Raw genomic sequence first — 16,752 nt, 5'->3', positions numbered from 1 at the left:
TGGAGCGCGTGCCACTGCTGTCCACGACCGGCCGACGCGTTCCGTTCGCCCTCGCTGCCCTCGCTCTCACCACCGTTCTCACCGCTTGCGGCGGTTCGGATCAACCTCCGAACACCCCGACCTCCTCGCCGAGTGAGGTGACTGTTCCGGTGACCGCCGCGACGGTCGAAGTTCTCGAGGCGGGAAGCGAGCCGCGCGAGGTTTTGCGTACGAACTTGCCTGTCGGCACCACGCAGACGGCGACGCTCGTCACCCAGGCCGTCGTGAGTCAGCAGATCGATCAACAACCGGCGCAGGATTTCTCTTCGCCGGAGATCACGATCCCGCTCTCGGCAAACGTGACCGCTGACGATCCCACCGCAGTCGTTGACCTCACGCTGTCGTCGATGACCTCGCCCGATGCAACGCTGCAGGCTGCGCTGAGCGGGGCCGACGGGTCTGCGGCCGGATTGTCGGTCACGGATTCGGGCGCCATCACCGCCCTACGGTTGAAGCCCTCCGCCAACTCGGCCAATGCTGCCCGCGCTGCAATCGAACAAGCGCTGGGCCAAGCGGTCTACCGGACCGTCGCACTCCCCGACGCTCCGGTCGGTGTCGGCGCACGTTGGGTGGTTCGGCAGCAAGTCAGCAGCGAAATCCTGCTCGATCAGACAACCACCGTCACGCTCACCGCGCGCGAGGGCAATCGGCTTTCGCTCGCGGTGGACGTATCGCAGACCCCGCAGAGCCCGGTCTGGAACCTGGCTGGTGACGCCGGAACGCTGAACATCGATCAGTACGTCATGGCCGGCTCCGGAAACCTCACCGTCGACCTCTCACTCCCCTTGCCGATCGACGGACAGATGACCGTCGGCGGCGACCAGGCATACGGCGACCCGGACAGCTCCTCGGTGATCCGGCAGACCATCTCCAACAGCATTCGGTGGGAATCGTGACACGCCGGTCGCTTCTCGCACTTGGTCTGACAGCAACGGCGGCACTGTTCGTCGTGACCGGTTGCGGCTCGGACGACTCGCCTGGTGCCGACACGACTACGCAGGTTTCCGCCCCACAGGTCGGCTTGGCGCCGTTCACGGCTGCTCCGGCCGCACCGCTGAGCGGGGCGCCTCTCGACCGTGACGGCCTGCAACGAGCCGCGCTCACCCTGTCCGAGCTACCTGCCGACTTCGACGTAGTTCCCGACCCGGTCGACGACCTCGGCCTCGCACCGGCGCCGGAAAATTCGGAGGCGGACAAGTCGAGCACCGACCCCGCCGTCTGCGCCCAGGTTCTGGCGCCGATAGCCACCCAGGCTCCCGGATCGGTCGCCGACCTCTCCGACATGTTCACCGGCCCCGATTTCACGAGCATCGATCAAGACTCTGCTTCGTACGCCGACGGCACTGCAGCAGCAGCAGCTTTCGAGAAACTTCAGACCACGCTGGCTGGGTGTGCGGAGTATTCGGGAACCGATGCCGACGGAACGACAATCACCTATCGCGTCGGCGGAGCGTCGGACCCGAACGTCGGCGACGCGTCTTTCGCTTTCCGAATCATCACGGAGAGTGGCGGTTTCACCTTGGTTGCCGACGCGATCGTGGCCGCAGTCGGGACGACGTTGACTCAGGTGTCCGCGACGGCGCCGAGTCCGATCGCCCCCGATGTTCTCCACTCGATGGCATCGGCCGCCGCAGATCGCCTGCGCGCCCAGTCACCTTAAACAGTTCGGCCGGAAACACTCTCGCGAACCTCCGGACTATGTTCTTGTGAATGGAATTGCCTCGCTGACGCTTCTGTGGTCTGTCAGCGCTCGGAAGATCGCTGTCTTCGGCCTTGGAACACCAAAAGGACGGCGGCGTTCGCAGAGCGCCGACAGCCCTCGATTCCGTTCCGTTCACCGGCACCCTGGCGAGCGTGCGAATGCATCTACGACCGCAGTGAACAGCACCGTCTCGAACATCTACGCCGAGCAGGGAATGTCAATTGGTGACGGCCACCGCGCCCGCGTCGACCGACTGGCCGTTAAGGCCCGCAAAATATCGGCTCGATGTCCGCACGCGCCGGCGTATCGAGATCAGGGTGCCTCATTCGGCAGGCGTCATTATGCACACGTGCTCACGCTCGGCGAATCCGCGGCCGGCGGCGTACAGCTCGCCAACCTGGGTACGGGCCCATGCCTCGGCCTGTTCCGTCTCCGGCTCGTGTACCCAGTAGATCGCAAGGTACGAACCGTCCGCGATCTCGGCCGCGACCGGTCCGCTCGCCGGGAAGCGCAGGTCCTTGAGTCGCATCGGCGCCACCCAACGGCGACCTGCGAACCAGCCTGGACCGATCATGCAGCCCGAGTAGATATGCTCAGTCGGGATGTAACCGGTCTCTTCCAGGTAAGGCAGGTAGACGTACGACTCGACGTCACAGCGCACACCCGGGTACCGATTCCAATACCAGGTGCCGCCGAAGTCCGTTGCGGCATCAAGAATCTTGAAGTTGGTGACACCGACTTTCTTCAGTTCGACGCCAGCACTGATGCCCACGAAGCCGGCGCCGACGATGAGCACGTCGAGATCGGCGGTCAACGGCGGTGCGGTGCGAGAATCGCTCGCATTCGGATCGCTGTCGAACGATGCGAAAGTACCTTCGAAATCAATCGCCTGAACGGTGTCGGCCCCGGTATTCGGCAGACGTTTGTCGCGCTCGGCCGCGTACTTCTCCCGAAACGATTCGAGATCTTCCACCTTCCGTTGTGATACCCAGAGGTGCGGATCTTCTCGCACAGGTTGCCTTCGACAGTCGCGGAACCGATACGGTCCGGCAGATTTCTACTACTGCCGGACCGCCTCGGCACTGGGTCCGGCTCGCATCATGGATCCGACTCAACTTGTACACCAACTCAATTCATACACAGACAGTCGATGAAAGAGTGGCCATTCGCGCCTACGAAGGCGGGGACCGGAACCCGAGGGTCATGCCCCCGCGCGCACCACCGGGGGCATCGGATAGGTGCCGTCGATCAGCTGCGCCAGGGGGCCGTAGAAGCGAGCCGCAATCTGGAAGCCATCCGTCGCGGAGACAGGAAGCCAATTCCTGGCAAGATCAGAATCAGAGGGTCGCTCAGCCTGGAGGTAGAACGTCAACTTCCCGTCCCGAACGGCGTATTCTCCGGCTCGCGCGAGGTAACTCGTTGCGCTGTAACGGTTCTCAGAGTTTTCGATAAAGTACCCCTGAGAGTCGTATACCGGGAGCTCCCAGAACTCGGTGACCGGCGGCAAATCCTCCACGTCGAATGTAATGGTGTAGCAGTTCGCACCATCGAGAGGGAATCCCTCGGCGTCGTCGAACAGGTAACCAATTGTGTGGGACTGAAAGGGCACTGGGGTGCCCCACGCCACGTCGTTAGCACCAGCTTTGGCACGGTAGTCGAGATCGTCGTAGAAAAGGCTGGATTGCAACTTCCACCCGCTCATATCCACCTGCGTCTTCTCGAATGCCTGCCTGGCATCGGTCCGCGCCCGCGCGAATCCGCGATCGATCACCTCGCGCTGTTCATCGGTGATCTGCGAGGGGTCGAAGCAAGTCCCCGGACGCAACCCGAGCCGAGCGAGATTCGCGAGGGCTTCCCGCTCCTTTACCGAATCCGACCGGCGAGTCATGGAAGGATCGTTGATTACCAAACTCAGGAGCTGTAGATAGTCGATCGCGGTCATCGACTTTCCGATGTCGGCAATCAGGTCCATCCGCGGAAACGTGGCGTAGTCGGACTTGACAATTGGCTGATCCACGAGGTCCGGAACGCGGCCACCGCCGGCGTGCCACAGCGAAAGTGGAGCCGCGCGGACGCCCGTCACCGCGGCCCGTGCACCGGCCAGGTCCTGCTCAGTTCGACTCGTCACTGCCACGCGAACAGTGAGCACGAATGCATCGGACGGTGATCGCACGACCTCAGTGCCAGCGAACCCGGCCGGTAGGAGGCCTCTCCACCTCGGACCAACGATCACGTATCGCTGCGGCCCATTTCCAGTGAATTGCGATCCGGCCATGAAGAACCAGTCAATGTTCGGGCCAAGTGCCTGAATACTCCAGTACCGACCGTCAGCTACGCCCGGAGCTTCGATGACGACCGGATCGTTCGACAAGTCGAACATCCCACCGGAATAGAGCGTCGAGGCATTTACTGTCGTGGCGATGCGAACCTTGGCGTCGAACAAATCGAGGATCGGCTGGAGACGATTGAGCCCGCGATATGCCGGCTGCCCCTCCAAACCCGTGTAGACGTGCCGCAATTCGTAAAACCCGGCAAGATGTATGCCCCAGTCGAAGGCATCGGCGATCAGATCGCTGACATCGTCGACACTCAAAGACTGGTCGATCATGGTGGTCATCAAGGAACTCCTCGGGAGTCGTTACGTGTCAGTGAGATTCGCTCGACGCAAAGCCCCACACATCGCCGAAGAGACGTCGGCGACAGCCTCCTCGCACGGCCGCAGCCTTAGCGTCGATACGCCTCACACAAATTGCGTCCCAGAACTGAACGACCCGGGCAGTGCGGCGACCGGGAGCAATCGGACTCGGGCGCCGCAACTTCCATTGACGGTCTAAATATCGACCAGCACGGTCGGATATGGGAACGGATTGAGGTTACAAGCCAATTCCTGATCAGTCAACGGTCAATGTCCGCGGCCGGCAAAGGGATTGCGGCCACCGACGTCGGATGTCACCGCGTCGGCCACCTGTTTCAGTGCCAACGCTCGGTTGGCGATTTCAAGGTTGCTGATCTCGCCGCCGACGTAGACGGTCAAAACGAGAGACTGGTGACCGTCCGCGTCGAAGGTCGGGGCCGCTACCAGGCTGACTGGGTGTTTTCCAGCGGAAGCGCGAACCGCTTCCCCGAGGAATCTCCGCTCGCCCAGACTCGACACCAGGTCACCGACAAGCTCGAGTACGGCAGGCGGCACGTCGTGCGCAGCAACCCCGGCCATCAGCCGGTGCAACCGCTGAACGGTCGGCGAGAGGTTCTCAACCAGATATCCTTCCGCCCGGCACTCGGCGGCCATCAGCCGGATGTGTTCGAAGTCTGTCCCGACAGCCAGCGCGGACTCGCTCCGCAGCCAACGTTCCAGCTCCTCGTCCGGTTCCCACAGCATGAACATGAGCCCCAGCGGCGGCGCGAACGGATACACGTCGCCGACACTGGCCGGCGGCTCGACGCCCGGGGGCGCGACCATCTCGAGAACCATGACATTGTCGCCAACCACGGCCGATGCCATACAGATAGCGCTGAACTGCTCACTCAGGCCCTCGAGACGGTCGCGCACCATCGAGCCCAGCGCAAAATCGCGCTGGGCCGCCCGCCCGGCCGAGACCAATGCTGGCCCAAGCCCGTAAGACTTGGTCTGTGTGTCACGAATGAGATATCCGCACGCGGTCAGTTCGGTCACGATGCCGAGACAGGTCGGTTTGGTGATTTCGCATCGGCGCGCAAGCTCTGAAAGACCGAAGCGCTTCCCCTGGTTACGCACCAAAAAGTCGATAACCTGCACTACGCGCGCAGTGGGCGGCGACACGACCTCCCTGCCTGCCGAGCGGTCCGCCACTTCGGAATCAACCATTGACCAATCCTTCCCAAGGCACTTACAGTAACGCGCATCACCTTACCGCATCGGTCGATATTTCGACCAATTGCGACACAACCTTGATACGCGCACTCCGTGCTACCAAAGTCCCTCACGGCCGACATCGCCGAATGTTCCGGGTCCGCGGACTCATGGATCGACGTTCGAATCGCCACGAAACCACAACTCAAGGAAACGAGACTGTCGTGACTCGACCTACCCCCCCACCGCCGCAACAACGCCGAGCGCCTGAACGATCAACCAAATACTATGTGGGCCTGTTGATCTCGATCGTTCTACTGTTCGAAGTCGCTCCCCTCGAATACAGCATGGTGTACCCATCACTGCGATACATGGCGGCCGAATTCAACACTCCTGACATCGGCTGGGTGGTGACCATCCTCGGTCTTGTCGGGGTCGTCAGCTTGCCGATCATCGGCAAGCTCGGAGACATCTACGGCAAGAAGCGCATGCTGATGATCGTCGCCGGCATATTCGCCATCGGAACGCTGACCTGCGCCCTCGCCCCGACCTTTCCGATTCTGCTGCTCGGGCGCGCCCTCGAGGCCGCGAGCGTCGGCATGACCCCGCTCGCTTACGGCCTCATCCGCGATGTCTTCCCACGACGCATGATCCCCGTGGCCCTGTCGGCAGTGTCCACCGGCATCGGATTCAACGGTATCGCCGGCCCGCTCATCGGCGGCTACCTCTCGACCGAGTTCGGTTACCGCGCAATCTTCTGGTTCCTCCTCGCCTATGTCGCCGTCATCGCCCCGGCGGTCTATTTCACCGCGCCGGAATCGCCGCTGCGCCTGTCCCACCAGCTCGACTGGGTAGGCGCGGGCCTGCTGGGCGGCGGATCATTGCTGCTGATGCTCTCCATCAACCAGGGTCGCTCTTGGGGATGGGACTCACCAAAGACGCTGATTGCGTTCGCGGTCTCTGCGGTCCTGATCGCGGTGTTCGTCCTCTACGAATTGCACACCACGCAACCTCTGATCGACATGCGGGTGCTGTGGGCGCGTGCCATGCGCAGCACGATGCTCGCAAGCTTACTCGGCTCATTCGCTATCGGTGGATACGCGTTCGCGTTGCCACTGATGCTCATGACGCCACGGGTTGACGGCATCTCTTACGGGTTCGGGCTCACTGCCTTCGCCTTCGCGCTGTGGACTCTCCCACATGGCATCGCCGCCATGGCGAGCGGCCCCCTGGCCGGACTGCTCGCGCGCAGCAGTGGCCCCCGGGCGAGCCTCATCGTCGCCATGACCGCGATCATGATCAGCCTGAGCCTGCTGGCCTTTGTGCACGACCAACAGTGGCAGATCATCACACTGGTCGCCATCTTCGGCGTCGGCCAGGGATTCTTCTACGCAGCCAGCGCCAACCTTGTCGTCGAAGCGGTACCGCCATCTCAGACGGGGGCGAACGCCGGCGTACTCGGCTCCAGCAACAGCCTCGGCGCTGCATTCGGCGTCACCATCCTCAGCGCGATCCTCTCCGCGCACATTTGGTCCGTCGACCAAGGCACACGCCAGATCATTTACACGGATGCGGGATTCACCTACGTCTTCCTACTACTCGGTGCACTCGGCGCCATCGGTCTCATAGTGGCGTTCACGATGAGTCACGGACGCGCCCCCGCCTCCGGCGGAGCAACGATTGGCGCGAATACTGCACGTCCTGCCGCCGCGACAATACCGGTCAAGCAACAGTCCCCCACGGAGGCCACAAGTGACTATCACGCATGACAAGTTCTCCGGCGGCACCGCCGTCATCACCGGCGCGGCATCCGGAATCGGCGAGGGGCTCGCACGACACGCGGCCTCCATCGGAATGAACGTGGTGTTAGCGGACATCGACATGCCCCGGGCCGAACAACTCGCGGCCGAACTGTCAACGGCAGCCACCGAGGCCACTGCGGTCCAGACGGACGTCAGTGACCCGTCGTCGGTGGAGGGGCTGGCCCGGGCCGCGTACGAGCGGTTCGGCTCTGTCCGATTGCTCGTCAACAACGCCGGGATCGAGGCCCCTGGCCTATTTTGGGAGGTTCCGATAGACCGCTGGCAGCGGTTGCTTTCGATAAATGTGGGCGGTGTGCTCAACGGGGTCCACGCATTCCTCCCACGAATGATCGCGTCTGGCGAGGAGGCATACGTGCTCAATCTCAGCTCTATCGGTGGCCTCAGCGCGGGCGCACTGCAATCGCCATATCTCACGAGTAAGCACGCGGTGCTAGCCCTGACCGAGACGCTCTACCTGGACGTGAAGACCGTCGGCGCTCCCATTCAGGTATCGGCAGTGCTCCCGGGCGCGGTACGGACCCAGATCTATTCAGGTGCTTCAGCCAGCGGCCTGGCCGGTGAAGCGCTTCGCGAGCAACTCGACCGGTACCTCGGCCAGGGCCTGACACCCGAGCAGGCTGCAGAGAGCATCTTCGCTCAGCTCGCGAAAGGCGCATTCTGGATCGGCACACAGCCGGAGGTCCTCGAGGCCTTCGCCGCATATCACGCGGATCATCTCACGAAGCTCACCCCGCCGGCCCCCTTCGTCGCCGTCGCCAAATGAGACCGTTCTGGTGCCCCGGTGCGTTCCGGGTCGGCGAAGACCCGGACCCTCGATTCACCCTGGCCAACGAACGCACATTCCTCGCCTGGATCCGGACCGCCCTGGCTTTGGTTGCCGCCGCCGTCGGCTTCGAGGCATTCGGCTCCGAGATGGTTGGCCCCACCGTTCACGCCACCCTGGTAGTTGGCGTGTTGACTGGGTCAACCATGCTGTCTGTCAGTGCATTTCATCGATGGATCGCGGTCGAACGCGCTTTGCGGTTGGGGCGAAGCCTCCCAGTCCCTACGTTCGCAGGCATCGCCGCGGGGCTTGTACTGGGATCCGCGCTGACGTTGTTGATGGTCGAGGTGACGCGGTGACACCCCTTCAACCCACACATGCCGACCGAGGGCTACAGCCAGAACGGACCACGATGGCATGGGTTCGGACTGGTACCTCCTTGGCTACGGCGGCGCTGATCTACCTGCGCTATGTCCCCGGCCCAACAGTCGCAATCGGTATTCTCGGGGGAAGCACGCTGATCGGTGCAGTCGGCATTATTGCAATCAGTCACCGAGGGCACCGCCGCAGATCCGACGATTTCGGGATCGGCCGCAGCTTCCCGGGGCCAACACGAAATTCAGCGCTGGTGTTGCTGGTCGCCACCTTGGCCATCAGCGCCGGGATCTTGGTGCTCGCCAGCCTGTGAATCGATGATGCTCCACGACCAAGCACGGCGCCCTGAACGCAATTTCACCAAAGGAGCCGAGCGCCGAGGCCAGGCGCCCCCGACACCCGAATCACCAAACCTCCAAAGTTCGACGGTTTTCGAAGATGTGGAATCCGCTGGCGGACAGGCTCACCGGCGATCAGGTCGCCGCGGGACAGACATGCGAACTCGCTCGCTGCACTGACGAGCGATGGGCAGGATCCTGTCGGCCGAAGGGTGTTTGCCGACAGGATCCGGCCCGAAGCTTCACTCGCGCTGTCGCAACTCGCGTTCGATCGTGCCTGCGTACCTCCAGCCACGAAATCTCCCGGGTGACGCTACTAAGACCGTCGGAGTCGCGGTGACTCTGCGAATTCATGTCAACCGGCGGATCGCTCCAGGAGGCAAGCCATCTGCGATCCGGCCCTTTCGTCGCAGTTGCGATCAGCGAAACAGAAGTCCGTCCTCGATTGCGGCGCGGCGGGCGCAGGGCCTCTGATTCTCGCCTGTCCTTGCCTCGCATCGTAGGCCCACTCATGATTGTCACCACCGTGTGTTCTTTCGCCGCTTTCTACGATGTGTGCAGACTAGGACTTCAGACCGGATACTTGATTGATCATGGACCCTTTGACAACTGCCCGTCCACACTGAACGGTGAGAGTAGGTACGAAACAGACCAACGCGACACACTGATGTGAGGAGCCAGAGTTCATGCCGGAACCCAGAAGGTCAGATCACACCGATTACGTAGCCGTCAATCCGATCTTCTCGAGGCCTGGCGAGGATTCGGTTGCATCGAAGTACACACTCGAACCCGACGGCATGCTTCCCGAGACCGCGTATCAGATCGTCCACGACGAAACGATGCTCGACGGCAATGCGCGGCTCAATCTCGCGACGTTCGTCAGCACGTGGATGGACGATCACGCCACCAAACTGTATGCCGAGTCGTTCGACAAGAACATGATCGACAAGGACGAGTATCCGCAGACCGCCGCGATCGAAACCTATTGCTGGCGCATCCTTGCCGACCTCTGGCACTCGCCCTCCCCCAAGGACGCAATCGGCACCTCGACGATCGGTTCGTCCGAAGCCTGCATGCTCGGCGGCCTGGCGATGAAACGACGCTGGCAGCACGCACGAAAAGCCGCGGGCAAGTCCACCGAAAAGCCAAATCTCATCATGAGTTCCGCGGTCCAGGTGTGCTGGGAGAAGTTCTGCAACTACTGGGACGTCGAAGCGCGTTACGTGCCGATCAGCGAGGAACACCGCACCCTCGACGGTCACGATCTGGACAAGTATGTCGACGAGAACACCATCGGCGTCGTCGCGATCATGGGCGTCACGTACACCGGGATGTACGAGCCGGTCCTGGAAATCTCGAAGGCACTCGATGCGATCCAGGCGAAGACGGGACTCGACGTCCCCATCCACGTCGACGGCGCTTCCGGTGCGATGATCGCACCGTTCCTTCAGCCCGAACTCGAATGGGATTTCCGGCTCCCGCGCGTCCACTCCATCAACACCTCGGCGCACAAGTACGGGCTCGTCTACCCCGGCCTCGGCTGGGTGGTCTGGCGATCGCAGGATCTACTTCCCGACGACCTCGTCTTCAAGGTGAGCTACCTCGGCGGCAGTATGCCGACCTTCGCACTGAACTTCTCGCGCCCCGGCGCTCAGGTGATCCTGCAGTTCTACTTGTTCCTGCGTCTCGGCCACGACGGCTATCGCGCGATCCAGCAGTCCTCCCAGGACGTGGCGAAATTTCTCGCCGAAGGGATCGGGAAACTCGACGCGTTCGAACTGTGGAACGACGGTTCCGACATCCCGGTCTTCGCGTGGCGCCTCGCCGAGGGGCACACGTCCAACTGGACGCTGTACGACCTCTCGGACCGGTTGCGAGGCAAGGGCTGGTTGGTGCCGGCCTACCCCATGCCGGACGATCTCGCGGATCTGACAGTGCAGCGCATCGTGGTTCGTAACGGACTGAGCATGGACCTGGCGGCCAATCTGCTGCGCATCATCGAAGAGGAAACCGCGTTCCTCGACGAACTGGACAGCCCGATGCCGCGGCCGCGCGTCACCGAGGGATTCCATCACTGACGTCGCTTACCACGTGAAGAGCGGCCGCCCACTCCCCTTCGGGAGTCGGCGGCCGCTCTGGTGTTTCAGGTGTTACCGAGAGATCAAGCAGCGCAAGCCGGCGAGGTCAGACCTGCAACGCCGACGATCTGGCAAGCGGTGGTCTTCGAGAGCTTCCAGACGCCGTCTTCGTAGACGAACGAAGCCTGCAGGCCCTGCTGCAGCGGCTGGCCGTTGACGACGATGTTCAGCGAAGCTGCTGCCGTCTCGCTGCCCGTGTCGGTGACCGGGTCGAGGATCTCGACCTGCGCGCCGGCAGCCTTGGCGGCAGCGGCGACCTGGTTGATCAGCTCGGGATCAGCCTCGGCGCCCTGGACGAGGTTGACCTTGTCTGCGGCCGGAACGGTTTCGTCGAGTGCCTGGGCGACCTTGGCGTTGAGCTCAGGGGCGGTCGGCAACGCGACCGGCGCATCTGTCGAGTCCGAGGCCGTCGTGGTCGTCGTGGTCTTCGACGTCGTGGTGGGCGAGTCGGTCTTGTCATCCGAGCCACAAGCGGTCATCGTCAGGGCTGCTGCGATCGCCACGGCTGCAACGGTCATCTTCTGAAGCTTCAACTTCTCAGTCCTATCCATTCGGGTGTTCACATTCGAGCGTCAGTCGAACATCGTGCTTGCTCGAGGATCGTCGACAACATTACCCAACGGTAAGCGGAAAAAGTCTAAGGACATCCTCAGAGAAGGCTGTCGACCGCATCTGCTACCTCGAGCACCTCATCGGATTCGGCAAAGGTTTTGGCGATTCCCGTTCCGCTGGAACGGGTTTCGAAGCGAACGGTGACCACACCGTGCCCGGCGCCCTGCACCCAACCGTGTCCGTATTCTGGATGCTTCACGTCCAAACCGGGGTGCCAGTAGCGCTGAGGGACACGTGCTGCCACCGGAACGTCGAGTTCGGCCTCATCGAGGGCGCCCGTGAGAGTCTCGACCGGATAGCCGGGAACATCCTGATCCAACTCGGGAAAAAGTGATCCTTGCCGAACGGTGGACAAACCGGCGAATCCCACACCGACCAGGCGAATCGGCCCCAATTCCTGTGGATCGATGACCTGTTTCTGCGCAGTCGCGATGAGGATTTGGCGGTCGATGGTGGCAAACGGCAGCGTCACGGATCGAGTCAAGATACTCATATCGGACTTCTTGAGCTTCAGTACGACGGTGCGAGCAGCTCTTCCGTCCTTCTCCAGCCTGGAAAATGCTGCACGACCACTACTTTCGACGGCGGCGCGCAGTTGCGCCATCGTGACGATGTCTGCGGCGAAAGTGGATTCCGCGCTGATCTGCTTGGATTCGGCACGCTCGGCGACCGGCCGATCGTCGATCCCCTGCGCAAGCCGATGCAACCCCGGACCGACAGTGGTTCCGAGTATCGACGCCACCTCCGCTATGGGAGTGCGGGCAAACCCACCGATGGTTTCGATGCCGAGACGCTTGAGCTTTTCCTCGGCGACGGGACCGATCCCCCAGAGCTTTCGCACCGGCAGTGGATCGAGCAACTCGTGCTGCATCCCGGGAGGAATCACTGCGACGCCGTCGGGCTTTGCCAGTCCCGACGCGATCTTGGCGACCTGCTTACCTGCGCCGGCCCCGATCGAAGCGACCAACCCGGTCTCGGCTTTGATCAACGCCCGCAGGTCCTCGCAAAACGCGCGGACCTCGTCAGCTCCGACACCGGCCAACTCCACCGGTTCCCCGAAAGCCTCGTCCACCGACAGTTGCTCGAGGATCGGCATACGAAGGCGCAACGCGTCGAAGGTGCGTTTACTCAGAACCGAATACAACGACATCCGCGGTGGCAATACCACCGCTCCACCACCGACCATCCGGCGTGCTTGATGCATCGGCATTGCCGAACGCGCACCGAAAACTCTCGCTTCGTAACTTGCCCCGGCCACCACCCCGCGCCCGCCCAAGCCGCCGACCAGCACCGGGCGACCTCGCAGAGTGGGACGCGTCAACTGCTCGGCGGAAGCGAAAAACGCATCCATGTCGAGATGCAGCACCCACCTACGACTTCGTGTGGGATCACCTTGATTCATCGGGCGTTACGGTTCTCTCAAAAGTAGGTGCAGAATTTACGTCCGCGCCTTCTTCTTCGGCGACTTCTTCTTCGGCAGGGGCAATACGTCGGCAGTCCGTTGAATGAAGGCGTGCAGGTGATCGAGGTCCTGCAACCGTTCCTCCGTCACCCGGTAATAATCCTTCGCTCCCGGGTACGGCGGAGCCAGATCGGCCTCTGATCCGAACTCCGTACTGACCTCGGTGGGTTTGACGAACAGAACGTCTCCGCAGATCAAGCCCACGATCTTCTCGTCGCAATACAGTCCGTACTCGCCGAACATCGCCCTTGCCCGCACGTCGAGCGGTTCCAACTGCTCGAGAATGCGCGCCACGGTTTCCTTGCTCGTGCTCATGAGAGCAAACTACTCCGGCACCCCGACATACAGACATTCATCGGGGAGCCGGAGTAGCTATGGCGGTATTAGACCTTCGTGATCGCGGCGCGGATACCGTCACCGAGATCGACGGCGTCGTCTCCCGCTTCACCCACCGAGAAGGAGGTGGCCAGAACCTCACCGGCGATCAATTCGCGATGACGCTCCGCCCACTCCTTGCAGTCCTGCGGAACCTCGAGCACGACGTTGATCCGGTCCGAGACGTCGAAACCGGCGGCGCGGCGCGCATCCTGCAACTGACGGATACGGTCCTTCGCCCATCCCTCGGCTTCGAGTTCCTCCGTCACCGCGGAATCGAGTACGACCAGTCCCGCACCGTCCGGCAGTGCAGCCGTCGAATCCGGCTCGGCCGCAACCAGTTTCTGCGTGTACTCCTCGGGCAGCAGTTCGATGCCCGCCGCAACCACGACGCCGTCCGCGTTCTCGGTCCAGTCGCCCGCCTTGACCGCCTTGATGACAGTCTGAACGGACTTGCCCAGACGCGGTCCTGCAGCACGCGCATTGACCGCGATCTCGAAGCGCCCGTGCACGTCGACGTCATCGGTCAGATCAACCTTCTTGACGTTGACCTCGTCGGCGATCAGTCCGAGGAACGGACGCAGACGCTCGGCATCCGGCGCCGCAACCGTGACCTCGGGCAGCGGAAGACGAACACGCAGATTCTGCGCCTTGCGCAGGCTCAGCACCGTGGAGCACACGGTCCGGACGTCGTCCATCGCCGCTACCAGCTCGGGGTTCGCGGGGAGCTCCGACGCCTCGGGCCAATCAGCCAGGTGAACCGAGCGCTCCCCGGTCAGCCCGCGCCAGATCACCTCGGACACCAGCGGCAACAGCGGCGCAGCGAGACGCGTCACGACCTCGAGCACGGTGTGCAGGGTGTCGATCGCGTCGCGATCCTCGTCCCAGAACCGCGAACGAGACCGTCGCACATACCAGTTGGTGAGCGCATCACAGAACAACCGAAGCTCGTCGCACGCGCCGGCGATGTCGTTGACCTCGAGGGCCTCGGTGATCACGTCGCGGGTGGTAGCGAGCTTGGCCAGGATGTACTGATCGAGGATGTTCTCCGAGTCGGTACGCCACACACCGGATTCCGGGGCGTACAACTGCAGGAAGCTCCAGGCGTTCCACAGCGGGAGCAATGCCTGACGCACACCTTCGCGGATGCCCTGCTCGGTCACGATGAGGTTTCCGCCGCGCAAGATCGGCGAAGACATCAGGAACCATCGCATCGCATCGCTGCCGTCGCGGTTGAACACCTCCTTCACGTCCGGGTAGTTGCCCTTGGACTTGCTCATCTTGAGTCCGTCGTCGCCGAGCACGATGCCGTGCGCAGCAACGGTTTTGAACGCCGGACGATCGAAGAGTGCGGTGGCCAGCACGTGCAGCGTGTAGAACCAGCCGCGAGTCTGCCCGTTGTACTCGACGATGAAATCGCCCGGGAAATGACCCTCGAACCATTCACGGTTCTCGAATGGGTAGTGCACCTGCGCGTACGGCATCGAACCGGATTCGAACCAGCAGTCGAGCACCTCGGGAACGCGGCGCATCATCGACTTCCCGGTCGGGTCGTCGGGGTTCGGGCGGACCAGGTCGTCGATCATCGGGCGATGCAGATCGGTCGGACGCACACCGAAGTCTGCCTCCAACTGATCGAGCGATCCGTAGACGTCCGTACGCGGGTACTGCGGATCGTCCGACACCCACACCGGGATCGGGCTGCCCCAGTAGCGGTTTCGGCTGATGTTCCAGTCGCGTGCACCTTCGAGCCACTTGCCGAACTGGCCGTCACGGATGTGCTCGGGCACCCACGTGATGTCCTTGTTCAGCTCGACCATGCGATCGCGGAACTTGGTGACCGCGACGAACCACGAGGGAACCGCCATGTAGATGAGCGGCTGCCCACTGCGCCAACTGTGCGGGTACGAGTGCTCGATCGTCTCGTGCCGCAGCAGCTTTCCAGCGGCCTTGAGGTCCTTGATGATGACCGGGTTGGCGTCGAAGACCATCAAGCCCTCGTACGGCGGAACCATCGAGGTGAACTTTCCACCCGGATCGAGCGGCTGCACGACCTCGATACCGTTGGCCGTGGCGACATCCATATCCTCCTCACCGAAAGCCGGTGCGAGGTGGACGATTCCGGTTCCGGAATCGGTTGTCACGTAGTCGGCCGAAAGCACGACGTGCGCGTTCGGATGTCCGAGGAAGAAGTCGAACGGCGGTGTGTACGACAGTCCGACCAGCTCGGCGCCCTTGTGACGGGAAACGACCTCGGGGTCCTCCCCCAGCTCACGTGCGTAATGAGCAACCCGTGCTTCCGCGAGCACGTACCGCTTTCCGTCCTCGCCGAGCACCTGGACGTAGTCGACCTCGGGATGAACCGCAGTGGCCAAGTTGGACGGCAGTGTCCACGGAGTCGTGGTCCAGATGATCGCGTTTGCGCCGTCCAATGGTGAACCCGGAGCGACCAGCGGCATGTCGACCGTGACTGCAGGATCCTGACGCATCTTGTACGCGTCGTCGAGACGAGTCTCTTGATTGGACAGCGGAGTCTGCTCGTACCAGCTGTAGGGCAGCACGCGGAAGCCCTGATAGATCAGGCCCTTGTCGTGCAGCTCCTTGAAGGCCCACATGACGGACTCCATGAAGTCGACGTCCAGGGTCTTGTAGTCGTTGTCGAAGTCGACCCAACGTGCCTGGCGGGTGACGTAGTCGCGCCACTCGTCGGTGTACTTGAGCACCGAGGCCTTGCAGTACTCGTTGAACTTGGCCAGACCCATGACTTCGATCTCGGCCTTGTCCTTGATGCCGAGTTGCTTCTCCGCTTCGAGTTCTGCGGGCAGGCCATGGCAGTCCCAGCCGAAGCGTCGCTCGACCTTGCGTCCACGCATGGTCTGGAAGCGCGGCACCAGGTCCTTGACGTACCCCGTCAGCAGGTGACCGTAATGCGGCAAGCCGTTTGCGAAGGGCGGTCCGTCGTAGAAAACGAACTCTTCGCTGCCGTCCCGATTGGAAACCGACGCACGGAAGGTGTCGTCGTCGTCCCACTGTTTCAGGACTTTCTGTTCCAGTTCGGGGAACTTGACTCCGGTGTCGGCGGGGACACCGTAGTCGACTTTGGGATACCCGTTACTCGCCATGGCGATCTCCTCGTGCCAGTCGGACTCGGCACGGGGACGACGTGGCGCTTGTGCGCCGACACCGCGGTACCACCCCGTTTGCACCCCGTAGATCCGCGCTTGGATTCCGAGGTGCCACTCGATCGAGCTGTGACGGGCTCACCCGTTCGGTTCTACTGAGTTCTGGGCGCCTGA

14 protein-coding genes are annotated in these 16,752 nt (G+C 62.5%); 7 read left to right on the top strand and 7 right to left on the bottom strand.

The annotated features are described in order from the left end of the window. Positions 1–8 precede the first annotated feature (8 nt). Both GN300_RS28430 and GN300_RS28425 read left to right on the top strand, forming a co-directional pair. A complete protein-coding gene (locus tag GN300_RS28430; RefSeq protein ID WP_063316140.1) occupies positions 9–935 on the top strand; it encodes a hypothetical protein in 927 nt (308 codons plus the stop codon). Next, positions 932–1,699 carry a sensor domain-containing protein gene (locus GN300_RS28425; protein WP_223304503.1) on the top strand — a complete coding sequence of 256 codons (768 nt, stop codon included), beginning with the start codon at positions 932–934 and terminating at the stop codon, positions 1,697–1,699. The genes GN300_RS28430 and GN300_RS28425 overlap by 4 nt, the downstream gene beginning before the upstream one ends. Before the next feature lie 364 nt (positions 1,700–2,063). Here GN300_RS28425 and GN300_RS28420 read toward each other — a convergent pair whose 3' ends face one another. From GN300_RS28420 to GN300_RS28410, 3 genes are all read right to left on the bottom strand, one after another. Further along, positions 2,064–2,714, bottom strand: a complete 651-nt coding sequence (locus GN300_RS28420; RefSeq protein WP_087503813.1) for an NAD(P)-binding protein — start codon at positions 2,712–2,714, stop codon at positions 2,064–2,066. Between the two features lie 228 nt (positions 2,715–2,942). Continuing rightward, on the bottom strand, positions 2,943–4,358 hold the full coding sequence (locus tag GN300_RS28415) for a DUF1254 domain-containing protein (RefSeq protein ID WP_063316143.1): 1,416 nt from the start codon (positions 4,356–4,358) through the stop codon (positions 2,943–2,945). Positions 4,359–4,643: 285 nt separating this feature from the next. Then, a complete protein-coding gene (locus tag GN300_RS28410) occupies positions 4,644–5,585 on the bottom strand; it encodes a helix-turn-helix domain-containing protein (protein ID WP_063316144.1) in 942 nt (313 codons plus the stop codon). A gap of 275 nt (positions 5,586–5,860) precedes the next feature. On the opposite strand from GN300_RS28410, the gene GN300_RS28405 reads away from it, so the two are divergent. From GN300_RS28405 to GN300_RS28385, 5 genes are all read left to right on the top strand, one after another. After that, on the top strand, positions 5,861–7,339 hold the full coding sequence (locus GN300_RS28405) for an MFS transporter (protein WP_063316145.1): 1,479 nt from the start codon (positions 5,861–5,863) through the stop codon (positions 7,337–7,339). Continuing rightward, positions 7,323–8,156, top strand: coding sequence for an SDR family NAD(P)-dependent oxidoreductase (locus tag GN300_RS28400; protein WP_063316146.1), 834 nt, complete (start codon positions 7,323–7,325; stop codon positions 8,154–8,156). Before GN300_RS28405 ends, GN300_RS28400 begins: the two co-directional genes overlap by 17 nt. Next, positions 8,153–8,515, top strand: coding sequence for a YidH family protein (locus tag GN300_RS28395; RefSeq protein WP_054781930.1), 363 nt, complete (start codon positions 8,153–8,155; stop codon positions 8,513–8,515). The genes GN300_RS28400 and GN300_RS28395 overlap by 4 nt, the downstream gene beginning before the upstream one ends. Continuing rightward, on the top strand, positions 8,512–8,844 hold the full coding sequence (locus GN300_RS28390; protein ID WP_218694883.1) for a DUF202 domain-containing protein: 333 nt from the start codon (positions 8,512–8,514) through the stop codon (positions 8,842–8,844). Before GN300_RS28395 ends, GN300_RS28390 begins: the two co-directional genes overlap by 4 nt. Positions 8,845–9,555: 711 nt before the next feature. Then, on the top strand, positions 9,556–10,947 hold the full coding sequence (locus GN300_RS28385) for a glutamate decarboxylase (RefSeq protein WP_042921836.1): 1,392 nt from the start codon (positions 9,556–9,558) through the stop codon (positions 10,945–10,947). A gap of 83 nt (positions 10,948–11,030) precedes the next feature. Here the strand turns inward: GN300_RS28385 and GN300_RS28380 are convergent, their stop codons facing one another. From GN300_RS28380 to ileS, 4 genes are all read right to left on the bottom strand, one after another. Then, on the bottom strand, positions 11,031–11,525 hold the full coding sequence (locus tag GN300_RS28380) for a hypothetical protein (protein ID WP_223304502.1): 495 nt from the start codon (positions 11,523–11,525) through the stop codon (positions 11,031–11,033). 131 nt (positions 11,526–11,656) lie between these two features. After that, a complete protein-coding gene (locus tag GN300_RS28375) occupies positions 11,657–13,021 on the bottom strand; it encodes a DNA polymerase IV (protein WP_042452844.1) in 1,365 nt (454 codons plus the stop codon). A gap of 36 nt (positions 13,022–13,057) precedes the next feature. Then, on the bottom strand, positions 13,058–13,396 hold the full coding sequence (locus GN300_RS28370; RefSeq protein ID WP_003941748.1) for a TfoX/Sxy family protein: 339 nt from the start codon (positions 13,394–13,396) through the stop codon (positions 13,058–13,060). 68 nt (positions 13,397–13,464) lie between these two features. Next, positions 13,465–16,578 (bottom strand): isoleucine--tRNA ligase, encoded by a 3,114-nt coding sequence (ileS, locus tag GN300_RS28365; protein WP_047270136.1) that lies wholly within the window; start codon positions 16,576–16,578, stop codon positions 13,465–13,467. Between the last annotated feature and the right edge of the window lie 174 nt (positions 16,579–16,752).

The sequence above is a fragment of the Rhodococcus sp. Ni2 genome, assembly GCF_021352185.1.
Classification (GTDB): Bacteria; Actinomycetota; Actinomycetes; order Mycobacteriales; family Mycobacteriaceae; genus Rhodococcus_F; species Rhodococcus_F qingshengii.
The sequence above is the reverse complement of the archived record's forward strand: the minus strand, read 5'-3'. Positions and strand labels throughout refer to the sequence as shown.